Annotated in this window: 8 protein-coding genes; 3 read left to right on the top strand and 5 right to left on the bottom strand. The window is 63.7% G+C overall.

The annotated features are described in order from the left end of the window. The first annotated feature begins 300 nt into the window (after nucleotides 1-300). Nucleotides 301-852, top strand: a complete 552-nt coding sequence (locus tag Pla111_RS11275) for a hypothetical protein (RefSeq protein WP_231930965.1) — start codon at nucleotides 301-303, stop codon at nucleotides 850-852. A 30-nt stretch (nucleotides 853-882) separates the two neighbouring features. On the opposite strand, the gene Pla111_RS11270 is transcribed toward Pla111_RS11275, so the two are convergent. From Pla111_RS11270 to Pla111_RS11260, 3 genes are read right to left on the bottom strand one after another with little or no spacing between them, the layout of a single operon-like run. Beyond that, the gene (locus Pla111_RS11270; RefSeq protein ID WP_146574405.1) at nucleotides 883-3,069 is read right to left on the bottom strand and encodes a site-2 protease family protein; all 2,187 of its coding nucleotides are present in this window, start codon (nucleotides 3,067-3,069) and stop codon (nucleotides 883-885) included. After that, nucleotides 3,066-3,998 (bottom strand): efflux RND transporter periplasmic adaptor subunit, encoded by a 933-nt coding sequence (locus Pla111_RS11265; RefSeq protein ID WP_146574404.1) that lies wholly within the window; start codon nucleotides 3,996-3,998, stop codon nucleotides 3,066-3,068. The genes Pla111_RS11270 and Pla111_RS11265 overlap by 4 nt, the downstream gene beginning before the upstream one ends. Then, nucleotides 3,995-6,004: a biotin/lipoyl-binding protein gene (locus tag Pla111_RS11260; RefSeq protein WP_197524968.1), complete on the bottom strand. Its 2,010-nt coding sequence runs from the start codon at nucleotides 6,002-6,004 to the stop codon at nucleotides 3,995-3,997. Before Pla111_RS11260 ends, Pla111_RS11265 begins: the two co-directional genes overlap by 4 nt. A 305-nt stretch (nucleotides 6,005-6,309) precedes the next feature. On the opposite strand from Pla111_RS11260, the gene Pla111_RS11255 reads away from it, so the two are divergent. Next, nucleotides 6,310-8,418, top strand: coding sequence for a TolC family protein (locus Pla111_RS11255; protein ID WP_231930961.1), 2,109 nt, complete (start codon nucleotides 6,310-6,312; stop codon nucleotides 8,416-8,418). A 96-nt stretch (nucleotides 8,419-8,514) separates the two neighbouring features. Beyond that, nucleotides 8,515-10,239: a HAMP domain-containing sensor histidine kinase gene (locus tag Pla111_RS11250; RefSeq protein ID WP_146574398.1), complete on the top strand. Its 1,725-nt coding sequence runs from the start codon at nucleotides 8,515-8,517 to the stop codon at nucleotides 10,237-10,239. Nucleotides 10,240-10,383: 144 nt separating this feature from the next. On the opposite strand, the gene Pla111_RS11245 is transcribed toward Pla111_RS11250, so the two are convergent. Both Pla111_RS11245 and Pla111_RS11240 read right to left on the bottom strand, forming a co-directional pair. Next, nucleotides 10,384-12,183, bottom strand: coding sequence for a S8 family serine peptidase (locus tag Pla111_RS11245; protein WP_146574396.1), 1,800 nt, complete (start codon nucleotides 12,181-12,183; stop codon nucleotides 10,384-10,386). Nucleotides 12,184-12,370: 187 nt separating this feature from the next. Beyond that, nucleotides 12,371-15,895 (bottom strand): beta strand repeat-containing protein, encoded by a 3,525-nt coding sequence (locus tag Pla111_RS11240; protein WP_146574394.1) that lies wholly within the window; start codon nucleotides 15,893-15,895, stop codon nucleotides 12,371-12,373. Nucleotides 15,896-15,968 lie beyond the last annotated feature (73 nt).

Genomic DNA, 15,968 nt, shown 5'->3' with positions numbered 1-15,968 from the left:
GAGAGGCGTCTGTCTCAAGGAAGCGAGGCGACGCGGTACGTGCGAGGGAGGGGATTCGGCGATCGAGCAAGCCGACAGCGACGCTTGCTCTGTCAGTCCCTAGTATTCTCACGACAGTCGGAGCCTGTCAAAAGATTTGCGTCGAAGCGGCTGAAACGCCACGAAATTGACAGTTGGAGAAGCTTTCACTGAAGCCAACCCCGGGGCACAGCCGACGGCCTGTTAGGCGGATCGCCCGGGTTATCGGGGCGGAACAACGCCAGTGTCGCCCGGCCGGAGATTCTTAGCGTGGTGAATCAAATGTTTTGCCGCTCGCTTGCGTTGGCGTTGCTGGGCCTGGTAGGGCCGTCGATTAGTACAGCGCAAGAATCGATCTCGCCCGGTGTTTCTGAAGAGACCATCGCGCTGAGCCCCGCACCGATCGCGACGTTGGGTGTCGATATCCGTGCTTCTACCGGTGAGTTTCCAGAGGATCGCTCCGCGGCGCGGGATGCCGATTTGGCACCCGCTTTTGGGGAAGGCCTGCGGGTGAGCCCGGTGATGGCGTTGACTTGGACCCCCGCCGCCGTGCGGACTCGACCTCTCTACTTCGAGGAGATCAACGCCGAGCGGTACGGCTACGGGCACGCTGCGTGCTTGCAGCCGGTGGTTTCGGCGGCTCACTTTTTTGGAACGGCCGCGGCACTCCCCTACTTGATGGGGGCCCAGCCACCCTGCGAATGCGTCTACACGCTGGGACACTACCGTCCGGGCGATTGTGCGCCGAACCGGCGGCACCGATGGCCGATGAGCGCGCGGGGTCTTGGCTGGCAAACGCTTACCACTGTTGGGCTTGTTGCGCTCATTCCGTAGCGCTCGCGCCGGCGCTTATCGGAGTCGCTCTTAGCGCACCGAGAAATTACGCCGCAACCAGCCAAGCAGTTGCGACGCCAGCGGTTCGGTTCCCGCTTCGATGCGGGCTCGGCCGAGGCCGCCCCAGTGCATCGAGGCTTGATCCGCTTGGTCCGCGGTCAGCGTTGCCCGCGCGACGCGCGTGCTCGATTGCTCCCACGGTTGGCGTTGCGGCCCAGAGCCGGCACGGTCTTTCTCGCCGCGGAAAAGGAGGCTGTCGTAGTGCGATGCGATTTGGGTGATGCAGGCGATTGCGAATCGCCCCTCGCGCTGATCGAGAGCCACACGCACTCTTTGGCCGGGAGCCAGGTCCGTTGCGACACGCTCGTCGATAAAGAGTTCGATCTCGACCTCGTTCGGATCCGCGACCACGCACAACGGAGTGCCCAATTCCAACCAGCGCCCCCGGTGTTCAGGGCTAAGCAGCGAGGGATCCAAGTCGGGGCGGGCTTCGCTCGTCAGCGAAGCTGACGGCTCGTTGAGCGGGCTTGCCATGACGATCCCCGCACGGGGCGCACGGAGTGTGAGCCGCTCGGAATCGGCAAGCGCTTCGTCCAACAGCCCGCGCGCCGAGGCAATCGCCGCTTTTGCCGTCGGTAGCTGAGCCGCGGCAAGCGGGTCGGATTCGCGCAGGGATTCCAGCAGCCGAACCTCTTCTTGCCGAGCTTTCAGTTCGGCCCGGGCGCTGGCGACCAGCTGTGCGGTCGCGGGGTTCTCCAGACGAGCGATCACATCGCCCCGTACGAGATGGCTGCCTAACGGTGTCGTCTCGATGAGCCGGCCGGCGTGGGTCACACAGATCGTCGCGGGCTCGACCAGCGCGACAATCGCCTTGGCATCGATACGTCGGGGGCAAGGAACGGCAACGAACACGCCAATCAGCAGCGCTGCCAAGGTTGCTCCGAAAAAAAGTCGGCCTGTGCGAAAACGCCCTGGTTTACGCGGCGCTGCGAGCAGCGTTGTCAGCCGGCGCAGCGGTCCCGCTAAGACACTCGCCCCGATGACTCCGACGAGCATCCAGCCGAGCGCTTCAAGGTGCCAAGTACGGCTCACACTGATCACGAGCCACAGGAATCCGCCCAGCATCACCGCAAGATACGCTTGCGAAGCAAGCCCGTAGCAGGCAAGGGCACGGGATTCTGGCGGTTCGTTGGTGTCAGCGCGATAAAAAGGCCGAGTCAGCAGGCGGGTGGCGGCACGGCGTCCTCGTTCGGCAAGGTTCGCGGTCTCGGTGGCGTCGCTCAACAGGTAGTATCCGTCAAAGCGCACCAGGGGATTGAGGTTCACCAGCAGCGTGCCGAGACTCGCGAGCACCATCGTGTTCATCGCCAGCACGCTTAGTAGTCCCGGTTCAGCGAAGCGCCACACGATCGCCGCGAGTGCCGCGAGCGTGATCTCGGCAAGCACGCCAGCCGCCCCGATCATCATCCGTGCGCGCCGATCAGCTAGCCGCCAGGCGTCGCTCACGTCGCAGTAGAGGCACGGGGTGAAGAACAGGAATAGCACGCCCGCTTCCCTGACACGAACGTCAAAGCGAGTGGCGGCAAGCCCGTGCGCCACTTCGTGTAAGGTCTTGATTAGCGCTAGTGCGATGAGCAACGTGACGGCCATATCAGGCTGTCCCAGCCATGCCAGCCGCGGCAATTCTTGAACGAACCGCGCCGGCGCACCGGTAATCGCCATCGCCCCTGCAATCCAGCAGCCGATCGCAATCAGCAAACCGAGGCGAGAGAACAAGCAGTCCGCGACGGGTCTGAGCGGTTCGAGGCACCAAGCGGGCCGACCCATTGGCACACGAAACGCGAGCAAACGGGTCCACGCCCAGCGACGTTCCCTGGAACGTTGCTCTTGGCGCCGACGCCACAGGCTATCCGTCGGGCCGCGTGCCGTGCTCTCGATCAGTCCGGCCTCGTGCAGTCTCGCCAGCAGCAGCTGTAGTTGTGCCGTTTCGATTCTGCGTGGCGCGAAGCGCTGGTTGTAGCGTTGCGCCAAGATCCTCAACGAGGGACGATCCGTGAGCCATTCGAGCAGCGCTGCCTCGTCAGCAGACAGCTCGTGGTGGCGTCCCGTTACCGTGTCGGAAACGATCCGTCCCGCGCCACTCGCACGCCAGTTCAGGCCGGCGCGACAGCGAAACGGCAGCGGTCGGTGCTCGACGGCAAGCGAAGCGGTGCTCAAGGCGATGATTCCTTGGTGGCCGTCCTCTGGTTGGTCTCGGCGGGGCTGTTCTCCTCCTCGTCAAGCACCGTCAAAAGCACGCGCTCGCCCGGTCGAAAGGCTTCTTCCTCGTTGTTGATCTCGGCCACAACACGCACTTGTGCGGTAACGGGATCAACCACAGGGCTAACCAAAATGATCCTGCCACGGGCTTCACGAGCTGCCTCGTCGGTGCTGCTTGAGACGCAGACCAGCCAGTCCACGGCGATTTGATTAGCCGACTCAACGTTCAGATAGCCCTCGGCTTTGAGGCGATGCGTGGCGACGATCCGGAATACCGATTGGCCGGGCTCGACCCACTCGCCCCGGCGGATTGGTGCTTCAATCACCATGCCGTCCAGCGGGGCAACGATCCGCCTTTGCACAAGCAACTGCTCGGCAGCCGCGAGACGCTGCTCGGCACGCTCCGCTTCGAGCGCTGCGCTCTGACGATCGTGCTCTGCCTTCTCGGCTTCGAGTTCGGCACGCTCTATCGCGAGCCGCTCGACATCCAGTTGCGAACGCGAGACGCTCTTGGCGAATCGTGCAACCGACTCTTCAGAACGCCGCAACTCGGCGCGTGCGGCATCGGCCGACTTGTTAGCAAACCGCACGCTAACGTCTTGCTCGGCAGCGTGCCGGGCGATGCGGGCCTCGACGAGCGCCGTGGCAACAGCGATGTTCTGTTCGGTTTCATCAAGCGTGGCAAGCACCTGGCCCCGTCGCACGAGGTCGCCCTCCTTGGCGTGCATGCTAACCACGGCTCCAGCGGCTAAAGAGGTGGCTTCGGCCTCATCAACCAGACACAGGCCCGCGTTCTCGATAGTCACAGGGCTTGCAGCCCAAGCCGCTAAGGGGGCTATCAGCCCGGTCAACGCGAGCATGATCGTCAGAAGTGCAGAGGGTTTCATAGCCAAAACCAGGTAGTTATCAATTGCCAAGCATCGTGGAGTGCGACATAGGCCAGCGAACGCTGACCGCAGTAGACCTGCGCCCGCACAGAAAGTCCGGGAATCGCTTTCCCGGTGGAGAGTGGTTGGAGCGGATCATTGGGCGTCACAATCATGGCGACGAACCGCCGCTCGACACCAAATCGATCGACTTCCACAGCGGCGGCGGGTGCCAGTGTCGTCAGCACTCCCCAAGATGCCTCGCCTTCGGCACCGGCCGATTCAAAGGCTACGCGCAGCGGCCGCGATGCGGGCTGTCGAGCAAGCGCGTCACGCACCAAGCCCGCGCGGTCGTCCGGCGCTTGCAGTTCGATCTGCCAAGCGCCCTGGTCATCGGCAATCGTTAGCAATTGATGCCCGCGTGGCACGGGCCGACCGGCGAGCGCTTCTGCGGGGCGCCAGGTCGTGACGATCCCCTCGAGCGGGCTGATCACACGCAGCCGTTCACGTTCCGATAAAACTAAATCCCGTTGGGCTTGAGCGGCTTCGAGCTGAGAAGCGAGGCGTTGTTCGTCCGCTGCCAAGCGGAGCCGTTCGACCGAATCGGCCCGGCGCCGATCGCCCGAGACACGCAGGGTCTCGGCGGCGGCACGCTGCCGCGCCAGAGTTTCGACACGCCCCTCCAACTCCTGGAGCTGCACGAGGGATTGAGGATCGCTCAGCTCGATCAGCAGGTCGCCCCGCGCGACACGCTCTCCGGAGGCAACATGCGTCGCGACAACCGTTGCGTCGCAGGGCGAGAAAACCCCTCGCTTCATGATCGGGCTTAGCTCTCCCTCGAGCGTAATTGTGTGTTCAACGGGCACCAGCGCCAGTGCCAGCCCCCCGGCGATCACCAACCCGGTAGCAATCAACAGCCCCACAGCACTCCCGCGCATCCGTTCGAGCAAACGGCGAACGGGACCGGTCGATACTGACTGTGCCGTTTGGAGCATCGGGGCGACCACCGCCGCGATCGTTGCGAGGCGGTGCTCGGTAGCGTTCGGCAAAGCGTCGGCAAAGTCTTCAACAATCAGCCATCCGATCGGCCGATCGGTGCCGCCTTCCGATGTCGCCGTGCCGACACCCAGCGGGGCGATCCGCACACGCTGGGCGTGTGTCGCATCGCGGCACCGTTCGAACTCGTCCGCCAGTTCGGGCGTGATAGTTGACTCGTCATTCGGCCAATCGAGCGGTGTGTCGGATGTGGATTGGGCAAGTCGGTTCCAGGCGACGGCGGTCGCTCCCCGATGATCGATCCGATCCGAGCCGCTCAGGGCGAGCACTCGTGGCGTGGATCCGCTGGCGATCAGCACGGCCACCCGATCGGCGTTGAGTCGCCGCCGAACTTCGCTGGCAATCCGCATCGCGGTAGGTTCCAGCCGTGGGTCGCCCGCCAGATCGATTGGCAGCGTCGCGAGCTCGGTAAGTTGATGGACCTGTTGTTCGAGGCCGCTGGTGTGCCGCCGTGCCTCGAACCACGCGGCCGCTTCTGCCACCTCCGCCATCAGGCGGCCAGCGGCTTCGTAAAGCGCGGGCTGGTGTCCCGCAGTGAGCAGCACTTCGATCAGCGTGATCGGGTAGGAGGGATCAACGGGGGCACTAGGCACGCGGATCGCGACCACCACCGCGTGCTGTCGGGCTTCGTCAAGCGCTTCCACTACCGGCACCGAGCCCCAACCGCTCTCGGCCGGGGAGTCTTGGCAGCGGGGGGGGATTGCCTCGAGGGCGCTCGCTATGAGCCGTTGACGATGGGCGGCTTCGGCGGCCGAGGGCGTGCCACCGCCGACCTGCACGAGCATCGAGACGTTGTGTTCGGTCCGCATCCACGTCGCCGCGGAGACCGCGCCGAGCGCATCGAGGCAGCCTGCAAGCACCTCGCGGTAAAAACCGGCTAGATCGGCCAGGGGATGTTCGTTGGCTCGCCGACGCACTTCATCAATGAGCGCCGCAAACTCTTCCCAGACTGCCAAGTCGTGTGCTGGCACCGGCTCTGAGGACGGCGTTGGCGATGAAGAGGTCGGGTTGGTCCGCAGTAGCCCCATGGCCCTGATTATAGCGCTGAGCCGCCAATTCCCGCGCCTTACCGGAGCGAAGGTCTGCTAGCCAACGGCCAAGCCCGGCAGTCTGTAGGGGTTCGCGCGGTTCTTCTGAATCTTCCTGGGAGAGCAGCCGAAGGCAGTACAGGCGATCTGTGCCTCGTCACCGGGGCGGGGGGGGCAGAGTCCGCCTCTCGATCGGGACGGCTGGCCGTTCGTTTGCTCCGTGGGAGGTTTTTGGTTTGTCGCTCGCGTTGGACTGCCGTCGAAGTCTGCTGACTGCTGCCAGGGCGGCTGCGCTGACCAGCGCGCTGATTGCGGCAGGTGGCGGAGGGTGTCGCGGGAACAAACCCGCGGCGTTCCGCGCCAGCGCTTGTAAGTCGGCCGATGTCTATGCGGTGCAAGCGGCTTCGATCGACTATCCGGCTCAAAGTTGCGAAACTGCAGCGGTGACCGCGGCGTACTCGGATCCGCCGCGGCTGCTCTCCGACGAATCGCCCGCCCGGTACCGCGACCTGACGCTCGACGAAGCGATTCGTCTTGGACTGGATCACTCGTCGGTGCTCCGCGACGCGGGAGGCGTAGTGCTCCGGGCTCCCAACGCCGCCACGACGGTCCACGATCCAGGGATCGTAGAGACCGGCGTCGAAGCGGCCCTCGCGGCGTTCGACGCTCAGTTTACCACGAGTGTTTTCAACGAGAAGAACGACCGCGCCTTGAACAACGAGTTCTTCGGCGGCGGCACGCGGCTCCTGCAACAGGACTCGAGCGTCTGGCAGACGCAACTCGCCAAGCGTTCGGTCACCGGCTCGGAGCTTGCCTTGCGGCAGATCGTCGAGTTCGATTCCAACAACGCGCCGGGAAACCTGTTTGACAGCGCTTGGACCACCAAGATTGAGGGGGAAGTACGCCAGCCTCTTTTGCAGGGTGCCGGACTTACCTTCAATCGGATCGCGGGACCGACGCGCACGCCGGGGGTTTTTGAGGGGGTCTTGGTGAGCCGCGTGAACGCCGACATCGCGTTGGTGGATTTCGAGATCGCGGTCCGGCGATATGTGAACGATGTCGAGAACGCCTACTGGGACCTCTGGTACGCGTATCGTGATCTCGAAGCCCGAGTCGCGGCACGCGACGCTTCGCTCGAAACCTGGCGCCGCGTCAAAGCGCTCTACGACGCCGAGCGCACCGGCGGCGAAGCGGATAAAGAAGCCCAGGCACGCGAGCAGTATTACCGCTTCCAGGAAGAGGTCGAGAACGCGCTGAGCGGCAAACCGATCGACGGCACACAGACGGGCAGCGGGGCCGCTGGCGGAGCATTCCGCGGCACTCCCGGCGTGTATCTAGCCGAGCGCCGCTTGCGCCGCTTGGTCGGGCTGCCAGCCAGCGATGGCGAGCTGCTCCGTCCGGCACGCGAACCGATCGTCGCCCAAGTGGTGTTCGATTGGGATCTGATCGTGACCGAAGCGACGCAGCGACGGGCGGAGCTACGCGGTTCGCGCTGGCGGGTCCGGCGGCGCGAGCTTGAGCTGATCGCCAGCAAGAATCACCTGATGCCCCGCCTCGACGCGGTGGGACGCTATCGGTTCCGTGGCTTCGGCGACGACTTGCTCGATAGCTCGGGTAACAACCCACGGTTCGACAACTCGTACGAGGATCTCACCTCGGGTGATTTCCAAGAATGGCAGCTCGGCGTCGAACTCGATGTGCCCATCGGCTTTCGGCGAGCCCACTCGGCTATTCGCAACGCCGAACTACGTCTGGCGCGTGAGCGCGCTCTGCTGGGAGACCAGCAGGAAGGGATTGTTCACGAGGTTGCCGAAGCCATTACCGAGTTGGACCGAGCGTACCAAGTATCGCAGACGGCTTACAATCGCTGGGTAGCGGCTCAAGAGCAGGCCGCTGCCGTACGGGCTGCCTATGCGTCGGACAAGGCCCCGCTCGATCTGCTGCTCGACGCCCAGCGCAAACTTGCCGAGGCCGCTTCGCGACGGAGTCGCGCCGATGTTGAGCACGCCATCGCGCTGAAGAACGTCCACTTTGCCAAGGGAACGCTGCTCGATTTTAACGGGGTGATGCTTGCCGAGGGGGGGCTTCCGAAGCAAGCGTATCGCGACGCCGCTGCCCTCGAGCGGCGGCGGGGCCGGCCCCGACCGCTCAACTACGCCTCGCCCCGACCAGAGCGGGTATCGCTCGGCGAGTACCCTCAGGTGAGAATGGGGGCCGCGACCGGCGTTGCCGTTCCACGCCGATCGACGCCGTCTTCCACCGAACCATCACCCTCGCCCGCGGAGACGCTGCAGCAACCCGCGGCGATCGATCCGGCCTCCTTCGCTGCTCCGGGTCCGACGTCTGCGCTCCCCTAACGAGCGTGTTTATCCGCACGCCGTTGTGCCTCGTATTAAGCGGGCAGGCCTCGGTCGGTGGCTCGACAAACCGAGCCGCGTGCGGATCATAGGGCTATGTTTCGTAGCCGCCTGTTTCTGAAGCTCTTCGTCGGCTTCACCTCGCTCAGCCTGTTGTCCGCTGCTGCGCTCTTGGCAATCACCTGGCAAGGCGAAAGCCAAGACCACTATCGCCGGACCGAGGCCGAGCTACGGACGGTTGCGTCCGTGCTGGTGGGGCGTAGCGACCGATTTGATCCAACGATGCTGACCGAAAGCGACCTGCAAGATCTCGCTGTGGCAGCAGGAGCCGAGGTAACCGTTTACTCGCCCGCGGGTCGGCCGATTGTCAGTTCAGCAGAGGCACCCCAAGAGAACGATCCCTCGGTCAAGATCGCTCTGCAGGCGGGCCAGTCATGGCGTCCCGCGACCGATACCAGTGATCGGTTCACCTACGACCGGGTTTGGCGGAATGCCGCGGGCCAGCCCGCCGCGGTCGTCCGTGTGGCGCGTTCCGCAGCGTCGCTTGCCGAGTGGCGAAATCGGCTCTGGCGGCTGTACGCTTGGTACGCCCTCGCGACGAGTGTCTTGGTCTTAGCGGCGGGATTTACACTGGTGTCGCACTTGGTGCGTCCCGTGCAAACGCTCAACCGTGTTGCGCAGTCGATGGCAGCGGGCGACTACGATCAGCGCGCGTTTGTTCCCAACCGCGATGAGTTGGGGGCGCTGGCCGATTCGTACAACCGCTTAAGCCGCGAGCTCGGCCGACGGCTCACGGAGCTGCGCGAGAGCGATCAGCTCCAGGCGACCGTGCTGGGCGGCATGATCGAAGGGGTCGTAGCGATCGATGATCGCAAACGCGTGCTGTTTGCGAACCCCGCCGCGGGCAAGCTCTTCGGCTTCTTGCCGCCGCAGGTCGAGGGGCGTCCGCTGCTAGAGGTGGTGCGCAATCATCCCTTGCACCAAGCGGCGACCGCCGCGATTGTCAGCCGACGTCCGCAACGACTCGAGATCGATTGGGAAGAGCACCAGCTCGCGGTCCATGTGACGCCGCTCGTGGGCGACCCCTCGACCGGTGCCGTTGTGGTGCTGCACGACACGACCGAGCTGAATCGGCTCGAATCGCTGCGGCGCGACTTTGTGGCCAACGTGTCGCATGAGCTCAAAACGCCGCTCAGTTCGATCAAGGCCTACACGGAAACGCTGCTTGGCGGTGCCGCTGAAGAGGCCGCGACCCGCACCCGCTTTCTCCGTGAGATCGAGGAGCAGGCCAATCGGCTCGACGAGCTGATCCGCGACATGCTTGACCTGGCGCGGATCGAATCGGCGCAGCAGCCGTTTGCGATCCAGACGGTTGGCGTTACCGCGGCGGTTGAGGCGTGCCGCAAGCACCACGCCCCGCGGGCTGAGGCCAAGCAGGTGCGGTTGTTGGTGGACGACCAGAGCCCGCTGGCACAGGTTCAAGCCGACCCGGACGGTTTGCGGGTGATCCTCAACAACCTGGTCGATAACGCCGTGAAGTACACCCCGACAGGTGGCGAGGTGCGGATCGATTGGCGTGTTGTCGAGCAGATGGTCGAGATCAGCGTTGCTGACACCGGCATCGGCATCCCGGCGGATAAAGCCGCCCGCGTTTTCGAACGGTTCTATCGGGTCGATGCCGCACGCTCGCGCGACCTGGGGGGCACCGGCTTGGGCTTGTCGATCGTCAAGCACCTGGCCCAGTCGTTCGGCGGTTCCGTGGCGGTGCAGTCCGTTCCTCAGCAGGGAACCAAGTTTATCGTCAGCCTGCCGGCAGCATAAAAGAGCGGGCACAGGCCAGACGGCCGCAAGCCGTAAGCACCCCCCTCCTCCGCGTGCGGGAGAGGGGTGAGGCGAGGGGACGAACCTGGGTACCCGACGCACTCCCCACGCTAAAACCTCTCCCAACGGGGGGCGGAGTCTAAGCTATCTGCCGGCTGACCTCTGCCTGCTGCCAACAACGAGCGCCGCGAGCACGATCGCCAGCGTCGCCGGCTCGGGCACCAGGATCAGCGAACCCGTGATCGCCGTTGCCGAGAAGCTTTGCCAAATGCCGATGTCTCCCGTGAACCAGTCCTCGACCGAGAGGGTCCAGGCACCGACCGGGTTTTCGCCCCAAAACGCGTTGCTGGTGAAGGCCCAGCTCAGGTTGTCCACCGGATCCGCGATGTTGCGGAGCATCAGCCGACTCGAGGTGCCCGCAGGCGAGGTGAGCGTGGCCTGGAGATCGCCCGTATAGGTGTGACTGATGTTCAGGCCGATGACCATCTCTTCGAGCGCGCCCGGTTGGAACAGGTTGAACGTTCGGGTCACCACGCCGGGCGTCAGGTCGTTGACGATCGCGTCGGGCAGCGCGGCGTTGACGCCTCCGACAACGGACTCAAACACGGGAGCCGTAACGCCGGCGTAGAGCGTGGCCGCCGCGGTCAACGCCTCGGCGTCGATCAGACCGAAGCCGTAGTTTTGGTTGAAGCGGTTGCCCGCCGCGTTGGTCTGCCAGCCGCCGTCGCTCTCGAGCGTCGCATCGCTGCTGTCGATCGTGCTGTCGCTGGTGAGCACCAGCAGGTGCTTGGCCATGCGCGTATCGAGCGCGGGATTGGCCTCTTTGGCCAAGGCCAGCACGCCGCTCACTAGCGGTGCCGCTGACGAGGTCCCGCCGAACACCGACGTGTAGTCGAGGTCTGCCAGCGGATCAAAGTCGATGCCGCTGCCGGCCGTGTCGTTATAGCCCCCCGCGAGGCCACTGCCCGTGCGATCGGTAGTGGTGATGCCCAGCCCGGCACCACTGGTGGGTGCCGTGACGAACAGGTTGGCGCCCCAATTGCTGTAAGAGGCGAACGTGCCATTGAAGGCGAGCGCGCCCACTGCGATCGAGTTGATCGAATTCTGTTCCGCTTTTTTGTTAGCGTCGCCATCGGCGGAAAAATTATGCCCCTGGCGTTCGTTGCCCGCGGCAAACACGTGGATTGTTCCGGCAGCCGATGAGTCGTTCAGAGCGGCTAGCTCGGCATTGGTTGGCACATAGGGATCGCTGATACCGTAGCTGTGGTTCTTGACGTCGATCGTTGTGACGGCACCCGAAGAACGATACCGCGTTGCGTCGGCGAATTGGTTGGGATTAAAGAAGTTGGTGAAGTCGGCACGCAGACCAGCGACCTTGGCCAGCGGTGCGGCTCCTGACCCCCCCGTGCCGTTACCGCCACGCGCCGCCGCGACACCCGCCACGGCGGTGCCGTGGTTGTCGCCATCGCCTGCGCCTGCGCCCGAGTTGTTGTAGAAGGGACTCGGATCGAGATCATTGATAATCGGACCGAAGTCAAAGCTGTCGGTCGGCGAATAATTGGGTGCCAAGTCGGGGTGCAGATGTTGCAGGCCGTCGTCAACGATGCCGATCGTTACGCCCGCTCCCGTGTATCCGCGGCTCCAGGCACCCTGGATGTTGACATCGCTCCAACCCAACCCGTTGTCCAGATGCCACTGAGAACCGACGAGCGGATCGTTGGCAACAAAGGCGTAGCGGGTGCGAACGCCGATCCGCTCAGAACCTTGTTGCGTCTCGTTGTAGCGCTGCTTGAGCTGTTTGAAGGGATTGACTGCCGGAGGGCCGTCGGCGGCTTGAGCAGCACGCGGAGCGAAGACGGCCAGCCCAGCGACGAGGCTCAACAAGAAAGCGCCGCCATTGCGCACGGAGGCCCACCCATAGGGCGGGGCGGTTAGCCGACTCATTAGGACACTCGCGGGTTGCAGGAAAGTCGTCGGGGCACCGACTGAGGGCGAGGCGGATCGCCGCGCAGCACGCTTGCGTAAGCTCCCAACAAAGGGAGCGCAAGGTCAGGTGGCTCATGCACGAAACGTGCTAATGAGAGCACCCCAACACGTTATCCGCCGCCGCTTTCCGTAACAACCCTGATCGCTAGCCCTGCCGGCACCGGCGCGCCCCTGCGAGGGGAGCGAGCAGCGTGACGAGCAGCACACAGGTGGCGGGCTCGGGGATGGCGTGGCTGGCGGCGACGCCGAAGCCCCATTTTGCCAGCAGGTCGTTGAGCTCGTCGTTATCCACCAGCGGGCCGGTGAAGCCGTTGGTCCACTCGGGCGGGACGATGGAGCTGCCCCAGTTGGCCAGCAAGAGGTTGAGGTCGGTGTTATCGACCTTGCCATCGTCGTTGAAGTCGCCCGGGATGAAGTCGGGCAGAATGACTTCGAGCACGACCGACGTCGGGTTGTAGTTGACCCGCCAGAGCAGACAGTCGTCGAGCACGGGAAGCGTCTCCGTGTCGAACGCGCCCGTGAAGCCCTCAGCGGCGGTGAGGATGGTGAACATGTCGCCCTCGCTGGGCATGAAGCCATTGAGCAGCGAAACGCTCAACTCGCCGTTGAGGTCAACGGTGAAGCCCGACACGGTCTCGAACACGACCGCATCGTTATCGAAGGCGTCGATCTCGATGTCGATCGTGTTGGTGGTGCCGAGGATGACATCGCGGCCGCCTAAGGTAAGTGTCGCTAGGTCAGCCACTCCGTCGCCCGGGCTCACCAGACCGTCGGTTTGTAGATGGCCGCTGTTGTCGGCGCCCTGGGTGAAACCCGGATTCGGATTGCCGATATAGCCGGCCCCGGCGAGAGTGCCCGTCGAAACGAAAGGACTCAAACCTGCAACGGGCAACCCTCCACTGCATGTGTTGCCTCCTGTTGTCTCACACGGGCCTAGAACGACCCGGCCCATCTCGAACCGGCTGCCCTCGCCAGCGACGATCGTCCCCGTGTTCGTCACAGGGCCAATGTTTTGCGTAGCGATCGGATTGGCGAAAAAGTGGAGTCCATCCCCGATGCGGAACATCCCGTTGTTTTCTGCAAACTGTGAGGATTGTAGATCACCGGGCTGACTAAAGCTGACCCCCCCCTGGGTGATCAACGTGCTGTCGTAGAAAAGGTCGGTGTTCGCCATCCCCGTGAACTCCAACAAGTCGTCATTACTGAAGAGGTCGGAGTCGGTTGTGAAGATGTCGAAGATCTCAACGACACCGCCATCAATAGCACGGACACTACCGATTGAAATGAAGAAGTCGGTTGTGTTGCTGCGCTGGATGCGGCTGCCGGGACCGAGAGCCTCGATGACGCCGTCGGCACTATTATAGGGGCCTGCCCCCATTTCAACCGTCCCGCCATTCTCGGCTCGGATCGTGCCGCTGTTGGTAAAAGCAGCAGCCGGGTCAATGAACAGCGTTTCGCCCGGCACGTCGCCGGTGATGAGTCCTTGGTTTACGACGCTGATTGTGTTGCCGCTGATTTGGCCGCTGCCGCGTACCGTGTGGCTGGGGCCGTTGGTGAACTCGAGCGAGGCCGCGTTGATGTCGTTGATGCGGGCGTTGACGCCGTTCAGCACCAGCTCGCCCGTGCCGACGAACGTCGTGGCGTCGAGCAGCGTGACGTCGGAGCCATTGACCGTGATCGTACCGTTGTTGGTGATCGTCCCATCGACACGGAAGTCGATGTTCGCGGAGACGGCGACCGAGCCATCGAACGTGACGTCCGTGTAGCTCGAGTTGCTCGCAATCAGGATATCGCTGCCTGTAATGGTACCGCCGGTTATCCCTGCTTCGCTGTTGAACCGCACCTGTCCCCCAGCCGATTCGATTACGCCGCCGGAGTTGTTGTAGGGGCCACTATTGAAGGCGAGCGTGCCACCGTTCTCGGCGCGCAGCGTGCCGTTGTTGATAAACGCCGAAGCCGGATCAAGCGTCATCGTCTGGCCGCTCACGTCGGCGGTGATGAGGCCCAGATTGGTGACGCTGATCGTGTTGACGCCGATCTGACCGCTGCCGCGGATGGTATGGCCCGAGTCGTTGGTGAACAGCAACGAGGCGGCATTCACATCGCTGATGCGAGCGTTGGGGCCGTCCAGCACGAGCGCGCCCGTGCCCGTGAGAAGCGTGTCGCCCTGTAGTTCGACATCGGTGGTGCTGCTCGCGCCAGTGATCGTAATCGTACCGTTATTGGTGATCGTGCCATTCAGCTCAAAGTCAACATTCGATCCGACGGCCACTTGGGCGTCGAAAGTAACATCGGTGAAGCCGGTGTTAATGCCGTTCGCGACGGCGACGTTGGCGCCAGTGATGGTCCCACCGGTGACGCGAGACTCGCTGTTGAACAGGACCTGGCCGCCGTCGGACTGGATCACGCCGCCCGCGTTGGTGTAATTGCCGCCGCCAAAGGCAAGCGTGCCGCCGTTCTCGGCGCGTAGCGTAGCGTTGTTTGTGAACGCCGTAGCGGGGTCGAGCGTCATCGTTTGACCGCTGACGTCGGCGGTGATCAGTCCGTTGTTAACGATGCTGATCGTGTTGACGCCGATCTGGCCGCCACCGCGGATGGTATGGCCCGAGCCGTTGGTGAACTCCAGCGACGCGGCCACTACGTCGCTGATGCGGGCGTTGGGGCCGTTCAGTACGAGCGCGCCCGTGCCGCCAAAGGTGGTCGCGCTCTGCACTTCAACGTCGCTTGTTGCACCGGCACCTTGGATCGTGATGGTTCCATTGTTGGTGATCGAGCCATCCACGCCGAAGTCGGTGTTGGCTTCGACGACCACTTGAGCGTTGAAAACAACGTCGGTGAAATTCACGTTGCTGCCACCGGAGACAGCGACATCGGCGCCGGTGACTTGGCCGCCAGTCAACTGTGCGCCCGAGTTGAAACGGACCTGGCCACCAGTTGATTCGATCACGCCGCCAGCATTATCGTAGCCGCTTGTGTTGAGCGCCAGCGTGCCGCCGCCGGTAGCGCGGAGCGTCCCCATGTTGGTGACGAGGCTGCCGATGTCGATCGTGAGGGTTCCGCCCGAGGTGTCGGCGACGATTAACCCCTGGTTGGCTAGGTTGGTGATTGCATTGGAGCCGATCTGACCGACGCCACGAATCGTGTGGCTGGCGGAATTGGTCAGCGTAGTCGCTGCCGCGGTGTTATCGTTGAACCGGGCATTGGCGCCGGTGAGAACGACCGAACCCCCGCCGGTAAGGGTTGCGTCCGCAAAGAGTTCAAGGTCGGTGACTGCCCCTGAGCCATCCAGGGTGATCGTGCCGCTGTTGGCGACCGTGCCGCCGAGCTGGAAATCGGTGTTCGGCGCTACATTAATCGCGCCCGCGTTGCTAATCGTTGCGCCGGGGGCAAAGTCGAAGTCCAAGCCCGACGCGACATCAAGCTGGCCGTTGGATTGAACCGTCAGGCCACCGAGGTTGACGTTGATGTTCCCCAGCGTGGGCGCAGGAGAGCCAATCACAGCGATTTCCGTCGCGGTGTTCGGCACGCCGTTGTCCCAGTTGCCAGCGTTGTTCCAACTGGTGCTAACACCGCCGGTCCAGGTTGTTGTCTGACCGCCCGCGAGCGAGGCTACCAGCAGAAAGAGGCCCACTCCGCACACACGGGGGGCACAAAACAGGCGGAGAGACATGCCGAACGTCCTAGCGCAGGGGTTGCAGAAAACCGTAGAGGCAGCGTTGCGGTTTAACGGCACAGAGAAACTG

The sequence above is a fragment of the Botrimarina hoheduenensis genome (genome assembly GCF_007859815.1).
Taxonomy (GTDB): Bacteria; Planctomycetota; Planctomycetia; order Pirellulales; family Lacipirellulaceae; genus Botrimarina; species Botrimarina hoheduenensis.
This window is presented reverse-complemented; position numbering and strand designations above follow the sequence as displayed.

Coding starts and splice junctions, on each gene's coding strand:
- Pla111_RS11275 (WP_231930965.1), top strand. CDS start 301: ATGTTTTGCCGCTCGCTTGCGTTGGCGTTGCTGGGCCTGGTAGGGCCG.
- Pla111_RS11265 (WP_146574404.1), bottom strand. CDS start 3,998: ATGAAACCCTCTGCACTTCTGACGATCATGCTCGCGTTGACCGGGCTG.
- Pla111_RS11250 (WP_146574398.1), top strand. CDS start 8,515: ATGTTTCGTAGCCGCCTGTTTCTGAAGCTCTTCGTCGGCTTCACCTCG.
- Pla111_RS11245 (WP_146574396.1), bottom strand. CDS start 12,183: ATGAGTCGGCTAACCGCCCCGCCCTATGGGTGGGCCTCCGTGCGCAAT.
- Pla111_RS11240 (WP_146574394.1), bottom strand. CDS start 15,895: ATGTCTCTCCGCCTGTTTTGTGCCCCCCGTGTGTGCGGAGTGGGCCTC.